The 17,490-nt window shown below is 60.7% G+C and carries 14 protein-coding genes and 1 pseudogene; 9 read left to right on the top strand and 6 right to left on the bottom strand.

The window, feature by feature from the left end; translation table 11 throughout:
- Positions 1-2: 2 nt before the first annotated feature.
- Complete coding sequence (locus tag FGA82_RS27760) at positions 3-2,969, bottom strand: RHS repeat-associated core domain-containing protein (protein WP_141129567.1); 2,967 nt, start codon at positions 2,967-2,969, stop codon at positions 3-5.
- A gap of 219 nt (positions 2,970-3,188) precedes the next feature.
- On the opposite strand from FGA82_RS27760, the gene FGA82_RS27755 reads away from it, so the two are divergent.
- The 4 genes from FGA82_RS27755 to FGA82_RS27740 all read left to right on the top strand — a co-directional run bounded on the left by FGA82_RS27755 (position 3,189) and on the right by FGA82_RS27740 (position 6,890).
- Entirely contained in the window at positions 3,189-3,995 is an 807-nt protein-coding gene (locus FGA82_RS27755) for an alpha/beta fold hydrolase (RefSeq protein ID WP_141129566.1), read from the top strand.
- Positions 3,992-4,846, top strand: coding sequence for an alpha/beta hydrolase (locus tag FGA82_RS27750; RefSeq protein ID WP_141129565.1), 855 nt, complete (start codon positions 3,992-3,994; stop codon positions 4,844-4,846). The genes FGA82_RS27755 and FGA82_RS27750 overlap by 4 nt, the downstream gene beginning before the upstream one ends.
- A 115-nt stretch (positions 4,847-4,961) precedes the next feature.
- Complete coding sequence (locus FGA82_RS27745; RefSeq protein WP_141129564.1) at positions 4,962-5,768, top strand: DUF4892 domain-containing protein; 807 nt, start codon at positions 4,962-4,964, stop codon at positions 5,766-5,768.
- Between the two features lie 69 nt (positions 5,769-5,837).
- Positions 5,838-6,890 (top strand): AI-2E family transporter, encoded by a 1,053-nt coding sequence (locus FGA82_RS27740; RefSeq protein WP_034155825.1) that lies wholly within the window; start codon positions 5,838-5,840, stop codon positions 6,888-6,890.
- Positions 6,891-7,573: 683 nt separating this feature from the next.
- Here the strand turns inward: FGA82_RS27740 and xopAW are convergent.
- The 3 genes from xopAW to FGA82_RS27720 all read right to left on the bottom strand — a co-directional run bounded on the left by xopAW (position 7,574) and on the right by FGA82_RS27720 (position 10,460).
- On the bottom strand, positions 7,574-8,428 hold the full coding sequence (xopAW, locus tag FGA82_RS27735; protein WP_141129563.1) for a XopAW family type III secretion system calcium-binding effector: 855 nt from the start codon (positions 8,426-8,428) through the stop codon (positions 7,574-7,576).
- A gap of 233 nt (positions 8,429-8,661) precedes the next feature.
- A complete protein-coding gene (locus FGA82_RS27725; RefSeq protein WP_141129562.1) occupies positions 8,662-9,711 on the bottom strand; it encodes an ATP-binding protein in 1,050 nt (349 codons plus the stop codon).
- Complete coding sequence (locus FGA82_RS27720; protein ID WP_016983639.1) at positions 9,711-10,460, bottom strand: response regulator; 750 nt, start codon at positions 10,458-10,460, stop codon at positions 9,711-9,713. Before FGA82_RS27720 ends, FGA82_RS27725 begins: the two co-directional genes overlap by 1 nt.
- A gap of 297 nt (positions 10,461-10,757) precedes the next feature.
- Between FGA82_RS27720 and pyrF the strand changes: the two genes are divergently transcribed.
- A complete protein-coding gene (gene pyrF / locus FGA82_RS27715; RefSeq protein ID WP_161986598.1) occupies positions 10,758-11,456 on the top strand; it encodes an orotidine-5'-phosphate decarboxylase in 699 nt (232 codons plus the stop codon).
- 125 nt (positions 11,457-11,581) lie between these two features.
- Here the strand turns inward: pyrF and FGA82_RS27710 are convergent, their stop codons facing one another.
- The gene (locus FGA82_RS27710) at positions 11,582-12,586 is read right to left on the bottom strand and encodes an NADP-dependent oxidoreductase (RefSeq protein ID WP_141129561.1); all 1,005 of its coding nucleotides are present in this window, start codon (positions 12,584-12,586) and stop codon (positions 11,582-11,584) included.
- Complete coding sequence (locus FGA82_RS32225) at positions 12,583-12,738, bottom strand: hypothetical protein (RefSeq protein WP_212760555.1); 156 nt, start codon at positions 12,736-12,738, stop codon at positions 12,583-12,585. Before FGA82_RS32225 ends, FGA82_RS27710 begins: the two co-directional genes overlap by 4 nt.
- 77 nt (positions 12,739-12,815) lie before the next feature.
- On the opposite strand from FGA82_RS32225, the gene FGA82_RS27705 reads away from it, so the two are divergent.
- From FGA82_RS27705 to FGA82_RS32990, 4 genes and pseudogenes are all read left to right on the top strand, one after another.
- The gene (locus FGA82_RS27705; RefSeq protein WP_016983635.1) at positions 12,816-13,577 is read left to right on the top strand and encodes an SDR family oxidoreductase; all 762 of its coding nucleotides are present in this window, start codon (positions 12,816-12,818) and stop codon (positions 13,575-13,577) included.
- A 189-nt stretch (positions 13,578-13,766) separates the two neighbouring features.
- Complete coding sequence (locus FGA82_RS27700) at positions 13,767-15,167, top strand: PLP-dependent aminotransferase family protein (RefSeq protein ID WP_141129560.1); 1,401 nt, start codon at positions 13,767-13,769, stop codon at positions 15,165-15,167.
- A gap of 58 nt (positions 15,168-15,225) precedes the next feature.
- Positions 15,226-16,383: pseudogene (locus tag FGA82_RS32995) on the top strand (HAMP domain-containing protein); the annotation flags it as partial.
- The gene (locus tag FGA82_RS32990; RefSeq protein WP_432767192.1) at positions 16,363-17,244 is read left to right on the top strand and encodes a methyl-accepting chemotaxis protein; all 882 of its coding nucleotides are present in this window, start codon (positions 16,363-16,365) and stop codon (positions 17,242-17,244) included. The pseudogene FGA82_RS32995 and the gene FGA82_RS32990, both read left to right, overlap by 21 nt.
- Positions 17,245-17,490: the final 246 nt, after the last annotated feature.

Raw genomic sequence — 17,490 nt, 5'->3', positions numbered from 1 at the left:
TTTCACCGCCCCAGTACTCTCATGGGCAGATCAATCTCGCTGCGCATCTCGGGATGATAGCTGTCAGGTGTTGAACTCCTCCAGAGGCTGTTTTCGGCCGTGAACTGGTCGAGGGTGAAGTCTGCGTCATTGGCCCTGTACAGTTCGAAAGCGCCGCGCTGCACGTGTTGACCCAAGTAAGTCCGGGCCTCGGTGTGCGCACTGAAACTGGCGACGACACCTGTCCGTACTGGATCGTCGATAGCATTTGTCAACGGCGCGGCGAGTGATGTCAGCGAGGCGGTCACCATTGCTCCGGCGGTGCGCGTCGTTGCGCCGTATAGCAATTCCACCCCGTTCGGCATCGACAGCTGATGTTGTTCCGGGAGACGGTATGCACCACCTCGCAATGAATGGATCGCCGTGATGGACATACCGTTCAGGCCCTCTACGACTGCGCTGGCAGCGACTCCAGCGCCGGCTGCCATCTCTGTTCTGCCGGCGCCGCCTGCGAAAAGCAGCGCCGCATAAGGCACAGCTCGTAACACCGCTGTGGTGCCTGACGGGGCAAGTGTGACACTGGCGCCGATGTTGGCGAGCGTGCGTTGGCCGGCTTCTCTCGTCAGGTTCCCCGGCATGCTCGCAAGAATACCGATGGCGGTGAGGTTCAGCGCTTCCCGGTCGGCCAGATACGCATACAGCGGGGCCGCCGCTCCTGCTGCGGCGCCCGCAAGGCCAAAGACACCCGCCATGAGGGTCTGTACCGTGCGGCTCTGATTGCGACTGTTGGCAATCCGGCTGCCTGCCCCGACGCCCATGGCGCCGCCGACGAGCGCGCCGGCCAAGGTGCCGGCGATGGTCAATCCCAGGTTGACCCCGGGGTCGGGCGCCGAGTCGGGGTTGTCTGATGCCCATTGCTGCATGCCCTGCGCGGCAAAGTATCGAACGGTGCCTCCCGCCAGGGCACTCAACCCATCACGGGCAAAGGTGGCTAACGCCGCGCCGGTTCCCTCTCTGACGGTGATCAGCCCCTGAAAATCCACGTGTCCGATCGGGTTGCCGTGAACCATGGCGAACAGATTGAGCCCGTCCTGCACGCCAAGCGGGTCTGCATTGAGCCAACGCTGAAGCCACGGCGCGTAGTAACGGAAACCGTAATAATACAATCCGCTGGCATCCCGTTCCTTTCCCGAATAGCGCAGCGTTTTGTAGCTCGCCTCGACCTGACTGCGTCCTGCCCACCAGCAGGTGCCGCCGTAGGGGTAGTAGCTTTCCTGCGAGATGATCTGTGCCTGGGCATCCAGTTCCACTGCGCTGGAATTCAAGTGATCGGTGAAGTTATAACGCTGCTGAAGCCGGGGCATATCGAGCGGTGGTTCTGTTTCGAAATGCAGCACCTGTACGGTCGCACGGCCGGCCTTGATGGTGATGACGTGAACCGTCTGTTGCGGGTCGGTGCGGATTTCCAGTCCCGGCAGGTAACGGGTTTCACTGAGTCGTTGCAACGTCCCTGTGTAAGCCCCGTGGACTTTTCGCTGGCGCTGACCATTAGCGGCATACACGTGATAGTCGATGTCATCCGGCTCATCTTCCCGGAGCACATGATCGACTTGCTTCAATCTGTTGCGTAGATCCCACTGCAAAGCTTGCCCGTCATGGAGAGCCACGCGGTTGCCATTGGCATCATAAGCGGCAGCGATGTCTTTTTCGCCGGGGAGCTGGCCGTCGGGTTTCTCCGGCAGGCTGCGATTGCTCGAACTGGCGACAACCGTGCGCTCGGTGCGGTTGCCACTGGCCGCACGGTGTTCCATCAGCAGCATGTTGCCGGCGGGATCATAGGTGTAGGTACGCGTGTAATTTTCCAGTTGTTGCGGATCGACCGGAGAAATGAATTCCGGCAACTGTGGCCCGCCGGGTGCATTGCGAATCTGCCGGCCACTGGCTTCGATCAAGCGCGAGAGGCTGTCGTAACGGTAGCGGCAGATCGCTTCGGTACGCTGGTTGCGGTGATGGGTGGCCGCACCCGCACGATCGCTGATGCAGGTGATATTGCCGACCGCGTCATATTCGTAGCTCAGATCCTGCAGGATCGGCCCATTGGGAGTGCGAGTCAGCAGGTGCTGCAGGCGCCCGTCATCAATACTGAACGTCACGCTGGACTCTACACCATTGCCTGCTCGCTGATGCTCCAGATGGCCGGAGGCGTTGTAGCGGATGTCGTTGACCAGTGGCTGGCTGTCGGTGTCGCTGGCCAGTTTCAAAAGGGTGGCTTTCAATTGGCCTGCCCGATCTTGCAGGAGCGTTTGCCGGTTGCCCACTGCGTCAATCTGGGCAATCAATTCACTCATGGCGTTGTAGCCGAATCGGGTAGTGGCGGGACCGGGCTCCAGAAATACATCGCGATCGGCTTCCAGCTCCGGCCAGTCCACGGTCCAGCGGGGTTCAGCGTTGAAAGTACGGCTCAGTTGCAGAGGTTGGCCGCTCATTGTGAGGTCAGAGAAAAGCAGGGTGCCTGCCGTATCGTCATGCCGAATCAATCGGCCGCAACGGTTATGGCCGTCTTCCCCTGTGCCTTCGAAGTAAGTAAAACGTTCGGTGCAGTACTCAGGTTCACCCTCTGATTGCTCGTACGTAGCGCTCGGACGCCGCAGGGCGTCATGGCGGGTACGGCTGTGGTTGCGCTTCTGATCCCAGCCTTCAAGGTGAATGCCGTCTTCTGCGTTGAGGCGCAAGCGCCAGCCGGCGTCAGTGTTTTCGCTCAGGAGCACGGCGCTCGACAGACTGAATACATTGCGTTGGTTGGCAGGCATGTCCTCGAGGAAGAGTCTGGGGTCGCGATGGAGCACCGTACGACCGGCTTCATCATGAACCTGTTGAGTAATGTAACCCTCAGGCGCCGAGATGCTGTCGCGACGGTGGTAACTCACATGTCGCAGAACCAGCCCGCGCGGGTCGAACGCCTGGATGGCAGGTGTATGAGCGTGCGTCATGGGGTCAGCAATCGGGTCAATGAGGATGAGTTTCTTATCGGGCCGCGCGCGACAACTGTCAACTGACAGAACTGACAGTTGACAACCCACACTTTCATGGCGGTGGATCAGGTATAGCCGTGGCGCGACTGTCATCATTCCTGGCAGTTACGGTCATTGCTCCAAGGCGCGGTCTTACGGACAATCAACGCCACGTTTCCCGCTCATGGATTTGCCCGCATGTCGCAACCGATCTTTTTCGCCCACGCCAACGGGTTTCCCTCGGGCACCTATGGCAAGTTGTTCGCGGCGCTGGCGCCCGAGTACCGGGTTGCGCATCTGGAGCAGCACGCCCATGACCCGCGCTATCCGGCGGACGACAACTGGTACAACCTCGTCGACGAGTTGATCCACCATTTGCAGCAGCAGGATCAACCGGTGTGGGGCGTTGGCCATTCCTTCGGCGGCGTCCTGCATTTGCACGCGGCGCTGCGTTGCCCTGAGCTGTATCGTGGCGTGGTGATGCTCGATTCACCGGTGCTGACTCGCACCGATCAGTGGGTGATCCGCGCGGCCAAGCGTTTTGGCTTCATCGACAAGCTGACCCCGGCTGGCCGTACCCTTGGCCGGCGTGAAGAGTTCGCCGATCTCGACAGCGCACGTAGCTATTTCGCCGGCAAAACACTGTTCCGTGGTTTCGATCCGGAATGCTTCGATGCCTACCTGCAACACGGTTTGCACCAGGTCGGCGACAAACTGCGCCTGCGCTTTGATCCGGCCACCGAGATCAGCATCTATCGCGGCGTGCCGCACACCAGTCCTGGTCGTACCGGTCAATTACAGGTGCCGCTGGCGGTGGTGCGCGGGCACAAGAGTCGTGTGGTCATGCGCCATCACACCCGTTTCATTTCGCGTCTGGCCCAGGGCGAGGCGTTGAGCATGCCCGGTGGCCACATGTTTCCACTCGAACGGCCGCAGGACACCGCACGGCTGTTGAAGACGCTGTTTACCCGCTGGGAAAACCGTCAGGACGAGGATTGTGCATGAGCCCGACCTTTGAAGAAGTGCGCCTGAGCCTGCCGCATATCGAGTTGGCCGCGCATTTGTTCGGGCCCGAGGACGGTGTGCCGGTGATTGCGCTGCATGGCTGGCTCGACAATGCCAACAGCTTTGCCCGTCTGGCACCCAGGCTCAAAGGTTTGCGCATCATTGCCCTGGACATGGCCGGGCACGGGCATTCCGGGCATCGGCCGAACGGCGCCGGCTATGCGCTGTGGGACTACGCCCATGACGTGCTGCAAGTCGCCGAGCAACTGGGCTGGAAACGGTTCGGCCTACTCGGGCATTCGATGGGCGCCATTGTCTCGATGGTGTTGGCGGGTTCGTTGCCGGATCGCATCAGCCATCTGGCGCTGATTGACGGCGTGATTCCTCCTACAGACAAAGGCGAAAACGCCGCCGAACGTATGGGCATGGCCCTGCAAGCGCAACTGGATCTGCGCGAGAAACGCAAACCGGTCTACAACACCCTCGACCGCGCTATCGAAGCGCGCATGAAAGGTCTGGTCGCAGTCAGCCGTGAGGCCGCTGAATTGCTGGCTCAGCGCGGGCTGATGCCGGTGCCCGGTGGTTACACTTGGCGCACCGACAATCGCCTGACCTTGCCATCGCCGCTGCGCCTGACTCAGGAACAAGCAATGGCGTTCGCGCTTCGAGTCAGTTGCCCGGCGCACTTGGTGGTCGCGGCTGAGGGCATGCTGGCCAAACATCCCGAGCTCCTGGAACGTCTACCCTTTAGCCGGGAACAGTTGGCGGGCGGGCACCATTTGCATCTGAACGATGAGGCCGGGGCCGACCTTGTCGCAGACTGTTTCAATCGGTTCTTCGCCATTCCTTGACTTGCTGCGGGCAACTGTCGAGGCTGGTCGGGTTGAAATGGGAGACAACCACGATGGATTTTTACACCGCTGCGACCTCGAATTACTCAGTCATGCCGATCCGATGAGCCTGACTATGCGGTCACTCAGTCTGTTGGCACTGTGCTGTTTCAGTACCGTTTCATTCGCCGCCGATGTGCCGGGCAGTCAGGATCTGCAGATCGTGCCGCGTCTGGCCGATGCACAGATCGTCGACTATCGCCCTCCGGTTGAACTGGAGCGGATCTATCCGCTGGGCTCGATCCGCAAGATCAGCGGGCAACTGCGCTTCGACGGCCAGGTCACCGCCCGTGGCCAGACCACTTCGGTGACCTACGAATTGCCGCCCGAACACTCCGCCACCGAAGCCTTCACCGCTGCTCGCGAAGCCCTGCAAAAACAGGACGCCGAATTGCTGTTCTGGTGTCAGGCCCGTGATTGCGGCGAAAGCAGCCTGTGGGCCAACGAGGTGTTTGGTAATTCCAAACTGTATGGTGCTGACGAGCAGCAGGCCTACCTGCTGTTGAGGCTGGCGGCACCACGTGACAACACGTTGGTGGCGCTATACAGCATCACTCGCGGCAATCGCAAAGCCTATCTGCATGTCGAACAGTTCGAGGCGGTTGCACCGCTGGGTGAACTGCTGCCGACCTCGGCGACCCTGTTGCGTCAACTGAAAAGCACCGGTGAGCTGGATTTTCCTGATCGGGTGAATGAGCCTGATGACACCTGGCTACGCCTGATTTCCCGTGGTCTTAACCTCGACACGACGTTGCGCGTGACGGTGTCCGGGCCCAAGGCCGAAGCCTGGCGCCAGGCGCTGATAAATCAGGGCGTGCGTGCGGCACGCATGGAAACCGGCAGTGTCGAAGGCTCTGGCCTGCGCATCGATCTGTTGCGTTAAGCTGTTTCAGGCGAGCACGCGCGGCGTGTTCGCCTACTCTTTGCCTGACTGACCTTTTCGAGACCTCACATGCTCAATAACGATCGCCTGCTGGTGCAGATCCTGTTGCTGGTGTTGTTTGGCGCCAGCCTGTGGGTGATGGCGCCGTTCTGGTCGGCGCTGTTCTGGGGCGCGGTGCTGGCGTTTGCCAGTTGGCCGCTGATGCGCCTGCTGACCCGTTGGCTCAATGGCCGTGAGTCGCTGGCTGCGGGTATTCTGACGCTGGGCTGGATGTTGCTGGTGGCCGCGCCGCTGGTCTGGCTGGGGTTCAACGTAGGGGATCATGTGCGTGATGCCACGGCGTTTATCAAGGATGTGCAGGTCGATGGTCTTCCGGAGGCACCGGTGTGGCTGGGGACTGTGCCGTTTGTGGGGGAGCGGTTGGTCGGGCTGTGGAACAGCATCGATCAGCAGGGCGCCGCGCTGATGGTGTCGATCAAACCTTATCTGGGGCAGGTCGGTAACTGGCTGCTGGCGCGCAGTGCGCAGATCGGCGGCGGGATTCTCGAGCTGACGTTGAGCATTGTCTTTGTGTTCTTTTTCTATCGTGACGGGCCTCGGCTGGCGGCGTTTGTGCACAGTCTGCTGGAGCGCTTGATTGGTGATCGTGCCGGGTATTACATCGAGTTGGTGGCTGGTACGGTGCAGCGCGTGGTCAACGGGGTGATCGGCACCGCGGCGGCGCAGGCGGTTCTGGCGTTGATCGGGTTTTTGATTGCCGGGGTGCCGGGGGCGTTGGTGCTCGGGATCGTTACCTTCCTGTTGAGTCTGATTCCGATGGGGCCGCCGTTGGTGTGGGTGCCGGCGACGGCCTGGCTGGCGTGGAAGGGTGAGTATGGGATGGCGGTGTTTCTCGGGATCTGGGGGACGTTCATCATCAGTGGCGTGGACAACGTGCTCAAGCCGTATCTGATCAGTCGCGGGGGGAATTTGCCGTTGGTGATTGTGTTGCTTGGGGTGTTTGGCGGGTTGATTGCGTTTGGGTTTATCGGGTTGTTTATCGGGCCTACGTTGTTGGCGGTTGCTTATAGTTTGTTGACGGATTGGAGTAAGAGTCAGGGGCGGGTTGAGGAGCGGCGCTAGTGGTTTTGGGTTTTGGGTGAATATCCGTTGCTGCGGTAACGGCGGCTTAGGGTTCCGCCCTTACGGCGGGTCACCTTTTCCAAACGCCGAAAAGGTAACCCAAAAGGCTTGCTCCTACGTACGGCCCGCTCGCTGGGGCTCGGGGTCCCTTCGCTCCGGGATCGATCCGGGCGCAGCGCCTACGGTTTGCTTCGCTGCACCTCCTCTCGCTGTGTTTGGCTTCGCCAAACGGTCGCTGCGCTCCCACGCCCGGATCAATCCCTCCACTCAGCCTTCCGACGTCGCCCTACAGATCAAGAGCTGCAGGAGCTAACGCTCATCCTGTTGAGTGGTGAAGAGCGGGGCGTCGTCGGCTTTGGATTTGTGGTGGATTTGCCCCTCACCGGAACGCCGCCCGCCCAGCCCTCTCCCGAGGGAGAGGGAGCCGATTTTCGGGCTTTTCAAAATCTGAGTTCAACGCGGTAGCGCACGTCGGTGTAGCTCTCGCAAACAACTCGGTCAGTCCCCTCTCCCTCTGGAAGAGAGTTAGGGTGAGGGGCTTTTGATCTGTTTCAGAATCTGAGTTCGACTCGGTATTTCACGTCGGTGCAGCTCTCCCAAACACCTCGATCAGTTCCCTCTCCCTCGGGGAGAGGGCTAGGGTGAGGGGCTTTTGATTTTCCGCGGCAAATAATGTCGTCGACTCAAGTCGCCACATTCAAATACTTGCCCACCGGCGCTGCACTATCGAGCGAATACTGCTTGCTCAAATTGGCAATCATGCGGTTCAGCGCTTCAGTAGTGCTCTGTGTCGAAGCGGTCTGTTCTTCGTCAGGTCGTTCACGGCCCGCCTGTAACGCCGCTTTCAGCTCATCACTGCTCACGCCGCCACTGCTGTCGCTATCGAGCACCTTGAGCAGCGCGGCGCTGGTGTCGGCGCTGGTCGTTTCGGTGCTGTTGTTGCTGGTTTGCAATGCGCTGCTCAGTTCTGTCGCGGTCACGCTGCCGTCGCCATCGGCGTCGAGTTGGCTGAACAGTTCGTCGCTGTTGATTTGTGGTGGTGGAGGTGGCGGGGTCAGGCTGGCAGTGAGTTCGTCCTGGCTGACGCTGCCGTCCTTGTTCTTGTCGAGGGCGGAGAAGAGTTCGTTGCTGTCGGCGGTGCTGCCGGCGCTGGTCAGGCCGCTGCTCAGTTCGTCGCTGCTGATGGCGCCGTCGCCATCGCTGTCGAGGGCGCTGATCAGGGCGTCGGCGAGGTCGGTGTCTGGTGCTTGATCGTGTGGCGGTGGCGGAGGCGGCGCCATGGCGGTCATTTCTTCGGCGCTGAGGCTGCCGCTGTCGTCGCTGTCCAGATCGCCGAATTGTTTGCTCAGGTTGACCAGCAGGCCGTCGTCGGACTTCTGCGACAGAGCGCTTTTCAGTTCGTCCTGGTCCACCGCGCCGTCGCCGTTGCTGTCGAGTTTGGCGAAGAGTTCTTTTTGCAATTGCTGGCTGCGGGCGTTTTGCGTAGAGGTGCTGCTGGTGCTGGTATAGCTCGTGTAGTTGCTGACGCTACCGATCATCGGACTCACTCCCTGGAATGGAAAACCGGTGGGTGTACCGGCTTATGCAGCGTCAGGGCGAAAGTTGTCGGGGGTATGTGGGGTTTGTACCGGTTGGTACACAGACTGAATAAACACCATAAAACCCTGTGGGAGCGAGCTTGCTCGCGAAGAGGTCGGTACAGTCAACTTCGATCTTGAATCAGCCGGCGCTTTCGCGAGCAAGCTCGCTCCCACAGTGGATTGTGTGTTTCTCAGGGGCGGGGCAGGCGAATGACGGCAGTGAGGCCGCCGCCGGGGGTTTCTTCTAGGTTGAGTTGGCCACCCAGACGCAGCGCTGCCTCGCGAGCGATGGTCATCCCCAGCCCCACACCGCCAGAGTTGCGATTGCGCGAGCCTTCCAGTCGATAGAAGGGCTCAAACACCGCTTCACGCTTGTCCTCGGCAATACCCGGGCCGTGGTCGATCACGCGTATCAGCAGTTGCTCGCGCTGATCGTGCAATTCGATGCGTGCCTGGCCGGCATAACGCAGGGCATTGTCCATGAGGTTATTGATGCACGAACGCAGTGCCATCGGCTGTACCGGCAACGGTGTGCAGTGGCCGCTGACCTGTACGTCGGCGCCTTGATCCTGAGCGTTTTCGCACAGCGATTCGACCAGCGCCTGCACATCCATCAATTGCAACGCTTCACTGGTGCGCTGTTCGTGCAGGTAGGTGAGGGTGGCGTCGAGCATGCCGATCATGTCGTCCAGATCCTGACGCATCTGGCCTTGCAGCTTTTCATCGCTGATGTTTTCCAGGCGCAGTTTCAGGCGTGACAACGGTGTGCGCAGATCGTGGGACACGGCACCGAGCATCCGCGCCCGCTGCTGCACCTGTTCGCGAATGCGCCGTTGCATCAGGTTGAAGGTGTGCGCCGCTTGTCGTGCTTCGCGTGGGCCGGACTCGTCGAGCGGCGGGCTGTCGAGGTCTTCGCTGAGGCGTTCGGCGGCGTCGCTCAGGCGCTGAATCGGGCGACTGAGCAGTTTGGCGCCGTACCACGCCGCGATCATCAGCGTGATGAACTGAAAAGTCAGCGGCACCACCGGCCCACCGAACCATGGACGCGGTGGCCGTGGCGGGTAGCGCGGGTCCTGCGCCATCGGTTGGCCGTCGGCGCCCTGGGAGAACTCAGGAGGTGGCGGAGGCGGGGGCGGGCCGTAGAGATGGAACCAGGTGAAAGCCAGCAGATGCGCGAGGACGATCGCCACGAACAGCACGCCAAACAGGCGACCGAACAGCGTGTCGAAGCGCGCCCGCATCAGCCGATGTCCCGCGCATCGAACAGGTAACCCTCACCGCGTACGGTTTTGATCAACTGCGGGGCTTTCGGATCATCGCCGAGTTTCTGGCGCAGACGCGACACCAGCAAATCGATGCTGCGGTCGAACGCTTCGATCGAACGACCACGGGCCGCGTCGAGCAATTGCTCGCGGCTGAGCACCCGGCGCGGGCGTTCGATAAACACCCACAACAGGCGGAATTCGGCGTTGGACAGCGGCACCACCAAGCCATCGTCGGCGATCAACTGACGCAGCACGCTATTCAGGCGCCAGTTGTCGAAACGAATGTTGGCCCGTTGTTCGGTACGGTCATCGCGCACCCGACGCAGAATCGTTTGAATGCGCGCGACCAGTTCGCGCGGTTCGAACGGTTTGGCCATGTAGTCATCAGCGCCCAGTTCCAGGCCGATGATGCGGTCGGTCGGTTCGCAGCGGGCGGTGAGCATCAGGATCGGTATGTCCGATTCGGCGCGCAGCCAGCGACATAGCGACAAGCCGTCTTCGCCGGGCAGCATCAGATCCAGCACGACAACGTCGAAATGCTCGGCCAGCAGCGCCTGACGCATTGCCGCACCGTCGGTGACGCCGCTGGCGTGGATATTGAAGCGCGCGAGGTAGTCAATCATCAGCTCGCGGATCGGCACATCATCGTCGACGATCAGCGCACGAATGCTCCAGCGCTTATCGTCTTTAGGCTCATCCGTCGCGGTCATTTGGGTGTTGTGCATGAGGCTGTTCGTCTGCCAGGTAGGCCGCCAACCACAAAAGATGGGCTGCGAGGTTGTGGTTTCAGCATAGGCGTCCGGCCGTGAGGCGGGAAGTGCTGATGTAAGGACGTGTTGCGGCTGGCGAGGCTAGCGCGGGTGCTTGTTGCTGGCGTGTCGGTTGTGTATCGGAGTCGACACAATAGCAGCGAGCGCTATGCTGATCACGGTCGGCGCGACGATTTACCGATCATCGGGTGCCGCGCCGCTGCCGGTTCCGCTACAATGCGCGCCGATTTCGACCTGCCTGAGAGCCCATTCATGTCCGCCTGCCAGACTCCTATCATCGTCGCCCTGGATTTCCCCACCCGTGACGCCGCACTGAAGCTGGCCGACCAGTTGGACCCGAAGCTGTGCCGGGTCAAAGTGGGCAAGGAACTGTTCACCAGTTGCGCCGCCGAAATCGTCGGCACCCTGCGTGACAAGGGTTTTGAAGTATTCCTCGACCTGAAATTTCACGACATTCCCAACACCACCGCAATGGCCGTGAAAGCCGCTGCCGAGATGGGTGTGTGGATGGTCAACGTGCACTGCTCCGGCGGGATGCGCATGATGGCCGCTTGCCGTGAAGAGCTGGACAAGCGCAGCGGCCCGCAACCGTTGCTGATCGGCGTGACCGTGCTGACCAGCATGGAGCGTGAAGACCTCGCCGGTATCGGTCTGGATATCGAGCCGCAAGAGCAAGTGCTGCGTCTGGCCGCGCTGGCCGAAAAGGCTGGCATGGACGGTCTGGTGTGCTCGGCGCTGGAAGCCACGGCACTGAAAACCGCGCATCCGTCGCTGCAACTGGTGACCCCGGGGATTCGTCCGGCCGGCAGCGCGCAGGACGATCAGCGCCGCATTCTGACTCCGCGTCAGGCGCTGGATGCCGGTTCCGATTATCTGGTGATTGGCCGTCCGATCAGCCAGGCGGCGGATCCGGCCAAGGCGCTGGCGTCGGTTGTAGCCGAAATCGCCTGATCAGGCACCGCAAAACCCTGTAGGAGTGAGCCTGCTCGCGATAGCGGTGTGTCAAACAACGTTAATGTTGACTGACACACCGCTATCGCGAGCAGGCTCACTCCTACATTTGTTTTGTGGTGATTTTAGATTTTCAGCACCAACTTGCCAAAGTTCTCGCCGCTGAACAATTTCATCAGCGTTTCCGGAAAGGTCTGCAGGCCTTCGACGATATCTTCCTTGCTCTTGAGCTGCCCCTTGGCCATCCACCCGGCCATTTCCTGCGCGGCGCTGGCGTATTGCGCGGCATAGTCCATCACCACAAAACCTTCCATGCGCGCACGATTGACCAGCAGCGACAGGTAGTTGGCTGGCCCCTTGACCGCTTCCTTGTTGTTGTACTGGCTGATCGCGCCGCAGATCACCACGCGCGCCTTCATGTTCAGACGGCTGAGCACGGCGTCAAGAATGTCACCGCCGACGTTGTCGAAATACACGTCCACACCTTTCGGGCATTCGCGTTTAAGCCCCGCTACGACATCTTCGGACTTGTAGTCGATGGCACCGTCAAAGCCCAATTCGTCGATGAGGAATTTGCACTTGTCGGCGCCGCCGGCAATGCCAACCACACGGCAACCTTTGATCTTGGCGATCTGCCCGGCAATGCTGCCCACTGCACCCGCAGCGCCGGACAACACCACGGTGTCGCCAGCCTTCGGTGCGCCGACATCGAGCAGGGCGAAGTAGGCGGTCATGCCGGTCATGCCCAGCGCTGACAAATACACCGGCAGCGGTGCGAGTTTCGGATCGACCTTGTAGAAACCTCGCGGCTCGCCGAGGAAATAATCCTGCACGCCAATGGCGCCGTTGACGTAGTCGCCGACGGCAAACCCAGGATTGTTCGAGGCGATGACTTTGCCTACGCCCAGCGCGCGCATGACTTCGCCGATACCGACCGGGGGGATGTAGGACTTGCCTTCGTTCATCCAGCCACGCATGGCCGGGTCGAGAGACAGGTATTCGTTCTTGACCAGAATCTGGCCCGCCACCGGTTCGCCGACCGGTACTTCCTGATAGGTGAAGGTCTCGCGGGTAGCCGCACCCACCGGGCGTTTAGCGAGCAGGAACTGGCGATTGGTCTGGTTGGTCATGGCAGGCACTCGAACGGAATGAAGCTTTGTTGATAGACCCTCGACAGCATTGGCGCAAGGTTGGCTGATGCGGCGAATGCACGCCGATCCAGTGCAGTGATGATCACCGGGACGGTTTTATCACTGCGACGCATGGGCACATAAACAGCCATTGGATAGTGCTGACGCTCCTCATACCTCAATGGCTATGCTGCAAATCCCCTGCATCTATCCCTCCGAGGACACAACAATGAGCATGACGTTTTCCGGTCAAGTTGCCGTAGTCACTGGCGCGGCCAACGGCATCGGCCGCGCGACTGCGCAGGCGTTCGCCGCCGAAGGCCTGAAAGTGGTGGTCGCCGATCTGGACGCGGCGGGGGGCGAGGGCACGGTGGCGCTGATTCGTACAGCCGGCGGCGAAGCGACCTTCGTGCGCTGCAACGTGACCGTCGAAAGCGAAGTGAAGAATCTGATGGACGAGGTCATCAACACCTACGGCCGTCTCGACTACGCCTTCAACAATGCCGGCATCGAAATCGAAAAAGGCAAACTGGCCGACGGCTCGATGGATGAGTTCGACGCAATCATGGGCGTCAACGTAAAAGGTGTCTGGCTGTGCATGAAGTACCAACTGCCGCTGTTGCTGGCGCAGGGCGGCGGGGCGATCGTCAACACCGCCTCGGTCGCGGGACTGGGCGCGGCGCCGAAGATGAGCATCTACGCAGCGTCGAAGCACGCGGTGATTGGCTTGACCAAATCGGCGGCCATCGAATACGCCAAGAAGAAAATCCGCGTCAACGCAGTGTGCCCGGCGGTGATCGATACCGACATGTTCCGCCGTGCCTATGAGGCCGATCCGAAGAAGGGCGAGTTCGCCAATGCCATGCACCCGGTCGGGCGCATCGGCAAAGTGGAGGAGATCGCCAGCGCTGTGTTGTACCTGTGCAGCGACGGTGCGGCATTCACCACCGGCCACTCGCTGGCAGTGGACGGCGGCGTCACCGCGTTCTGAAAACGCGCAAGAAAAACAGCCCGCATTCGTTGCGGGCTTTTTTATGGATCACGCTCAGTTCCGTGAAGCCCCTTAAACAATGTGTATCAAACCGTTAGAACGGTCGCTTTTGGCGGCGTTGTCGCACAGCCTGTCCGGCGCGGCTGTGATTTACTGCCGCCAGCAAAACGGACAGGAGTTTGCTTGCTCATGGAATTGAGAATTGATCGACAGGCAATGGTGCCGGTCGTGCAGCAGATTGTTGACGGACTGACGGAGTGGATCCTGCAAAGTGGTGTGCCGCCAGCTACCCGTTTGCCTTCGGTTCGGCAAATTGCTCGAGGCAATCTGCTCAGCCAGTCGTGTGTGGTCGAGGCGTGTGAACGGCTGGTATCGCAGGGTGTTTTGAGTTCATGCCAAGGCACCGGGTTCATTGTCGCTGCCGCGCCAGCGATGCTGGGTGCAGAGGATGAACTGGCGCCATTCGAGGGCCGGTTTGCCTGGTGCGATGCAGTCTGCGAGGCCGCAGGCGGCTTGAAACTGGGGGCCGGTGGTCTGCCGCAAAGCTGGCGCGAGCCTGACGATCTCAGCTATGCGCTGCGCGAGGTGGCGCGCACCGACATGGCCAGCCTGTTCAACTACAGCACACCCCTGGGGCTTCCAGCGTTGCGCGAGCAGATCGTCAAACGTCTGAAGCTGTTCAGTATCGAGGCCCGCAGCTCGCAGTTGCTGAGTACCGGCGGTGCCAGCCATGCGCTGGATCTGATCGTGCGCACCTTGTTCAAGGCCGGAGACTGCGTGGTGGTCGAAACACCGGGGTACGCGCCGCTGTTTGATCTGCTGCGTCTGCATGGCGTGCGTATGCTAGAGGTGAGTCGAACCCCGAACGGGCCGGATATCGAAGCGCTGGAGGCGTTGCTGCAACAGTTTCGGCCTGTCGCGTTATTCATCAACAGCCATCATCACAACCCCACCGGAAGTTGCCTGTCGCCGAGTGTGGCGCAACGCATCCTGCAACTGAGCAAGACCTACGATTTGCGCTTGATCGAAGACGATGTCTACGCAGACTTGCATACCGGTAACGGTACACGACTGGCGGCGCTGGACGATGAGAGCCGAGTTATCTACGTGGGCAGTTTTTCCAAGACGCTGAGCAGTTCCTTGCGGGTCGGGTTCGTTTGCGCCGACAGCGACATGGTCAGGCGCCTGGCGCAGGTCAAGATGATCAGCGGCTTGGGTGCGTCGAGGTTCACCGAGGCAGTGCTGGCCAGTCTGATGGTCAGTGGCGCTTACCGCAAACTGGTGCAGCGTCAGCGTCAACGCCTGAATGCCGATCGCGCGGCCGCACTGCAGGCGCTGGAGGACGCCGATTGGGAGGTTTTCGGCAAGCCTGCGGGTGGCTTGTTCATCTGGGCGCGCTCGCGTATGGCCGATCAGATTCGGGTGCGCTGGCAGGCTCAACGCTGCGGTGTGTTGCTGTCAGCGTCTGATGCATTCAGCCCCAGCGGCGAGTCGAGCGACTGGCTGCGCATCAACGTCGCCTACGCGTGTGATCCACGCGCCCGGCAGTTTTTTCGCCACACCGGTTCGGATCGACCTCAAGCGTTCTGAAAACGACGCGGGCGTAGCTTTTTGCCATTATTCCGACGCCAGAGACTTGTGCCGGTGGATGGCCGTTGCGACTCTTCGCTCTACTGACAATGGCAGGGGACTACGCGCAATGATTTCGGCCATGCAAGGACGTTTTGCCAACCTCGGTATGGCAAAAAAACTGGGTATCGGGTTTGTGCTGGTTTTGCTCCTCACCGCGCTGGTGGCGGCCATCGGCGTTTGGTCCCTGCAAACCATCAGTCAGCGTTTCGACGGGCTGAAACAGATGTCCTCGCTCAACAGTGGCCTGCTCAAGGTGCGCCTGCTCGAGCAGGAATATGCCTTGCGGGGCAATTCGAAGACGGCCGATGCCCTGCGTAAGGGCGTCGACGAACTGGTTGCTCTGGCTGATCAGCTCAAGGCGCAGTCGGCGGCGAATGTGCCGGTCATGAATGATGTGCAGCAGTCGCTGGGCGCCTATCGCAAGGCGTTTGATGAGTTTGTCTCGTTGACTCAGGCCAAGGACCTCGCGCTGGAAATGGCCAGTTGGTCGGTGTCCAGTGTGGCCAACAACCTTGATGTATTGCAGGCAGGGCTAGCCGATGATGGTGCCTATACCTTGAAGGACACCGAGGGTAAGGATGGGGCCCAGTTCATCGAGCAGGCCAGTCAGGTCAGTCAGGTTTCGCGATTGATGCTGCAAGCGATGAACGAAGCGCGGATTCGCCTCGATCAAAGCCGCAAGGGCGATGCCGACAGTGCCGGCAAGGGCAATATCGAACAGGCCGCACAGGCCCAGACGCAGGCAGAAGAACTGAAAGCCACGGTCAAGGACGAGGGTTATCTGACCGTGCTCAATGAAGTCTCCGGGCACATTGCCGGTTTCAACGACAAGCTGGCTGAGTACACCGGGTTGCTCGCGCAGGAAAAAACCGTCTACGAACAATTGCACCAGCGTGCCGACCAAGTGGTCGAGCGGGTGAATCAGGCTTATGTCGCTGAAGACGGCGCGATGCAGGCGGAACTGACGAAAAACTCGCTGCTGATCATTGGTTCATCGGCGCTGGCGCTGTTGGTCGGATTGCTGGCTGCGTGGCTGATCACTCGACTGATCGTCGCGCCATTGCGCAGCGTGATTCAGGTCGCGCAGCAGATTGCTGCCGGCGACTTGAGTGCAACGGTGGAAGTGACCCGGCGCGACGAGATCGGTCAGTTGATGCTGGCGATGCAACAGATGGGCGCGGGTCTGAGCACCATCGTCAGTGGTTTGCAGGCGGGGATCGAGCAACTGGCCAGTTCGGCGCAATCGTTGTCGGCGGTCACCGAGCAGACCAACCTTGAGGTCAGCAGCCAAAAGGAAGAAACCGAGCAGGTCGCCACGGCGATGAACCAGATGACCGCTACCGTGCATGACGTTGCGCGCAATGCCGAAGAGGCGGCGCTGGCCGCGCAGACGGCGGATGACAAGGTCGAGAGTGGGCAGCAGGTAGTGCGCCAGAGCATGGCGCGCATCGAGCAGTTGGCTGATTCGGCGACGTCAGCCAGTTCCAGCATCGAAAGTCTCAGTGCGGAAATCCAGAATATCGGGACGGTGCTGGGGGTGATCAAAAGTGTCGCCGAACAGACCAATCTATTGGCGCTGAATGCCGCGATCGAGGCGGCACGGGCCGGGGAGCAGGGCAGGGGCTTTGCGGTGGTGGCCGATGAGGTGCGCGCACTGGCTCGGCGCACGCAACAATCGACTGAGGAAATTGAACGGCTGGTCAGCGCTTTGCGCTCGGCGGCGGATTCCTCGGTGCAGCAGATTCAGAGCAGCGGGGAGTTGGTGAAGCTGGCGGTGAGTGATGCTTTGCAGACCGAGAGTGCGCTGGGGAGTATTGCGGCGGCGGTATCGTTGATTCAGCAGATGAATCAGCAGATTGCGGCGGCTGCGGAGGAGCAGAGTTCGGTGGCGGAGGAGATCAATCGCAGTGTGACGAGTATTCGTGCGAGTGCGGATCAGTCGTCGATCGCGATGCGCGGGAATGCGGCTTCAAGTGTTGAGCTGGCGCAGTTGGGGGGTGAGTTGCGCGGGATGGTTGGGCATTTTCGGCTTTGACGCTTTGGGCTTGGCGGCCTTTGGGCCGGCCATGCTCTTGGGGTTTTGGGGGGATATCCGTTGCTGCGGGTGTTGCTGATTAGGGTTCCGCCCTTACGGCGGGTCACTTTTTCCAGGCGCCGAAAAAGTAACCAAAAAGGCTTGCTCCTACGTGCGGCCCGCTCGCTAGGGCTCGGGGTTCCTTCGCTGCGGGATCGATCCGGGCGCAGCGCCTACGGTTTGCTTCGCTGCACCTCCTCTCGCTGT

This window comes from Pseudomonas fluorescens (genome assembly GCF_005938625.1).
In the GTDB taxonomy this organism is placed as follows: domain Bacteria; phylum Pseudomonadota; class Gammaproteobacteria; order Pseudomonadales; family Pseudomonadaceae; genus Aquipseudomonas; species Aquipseudomonas fluorescens_BD.
Note: the sequence above shows the minus strand (reverse complement) of the source record. Positions and strands in the feature narration are given on the sequence as shown.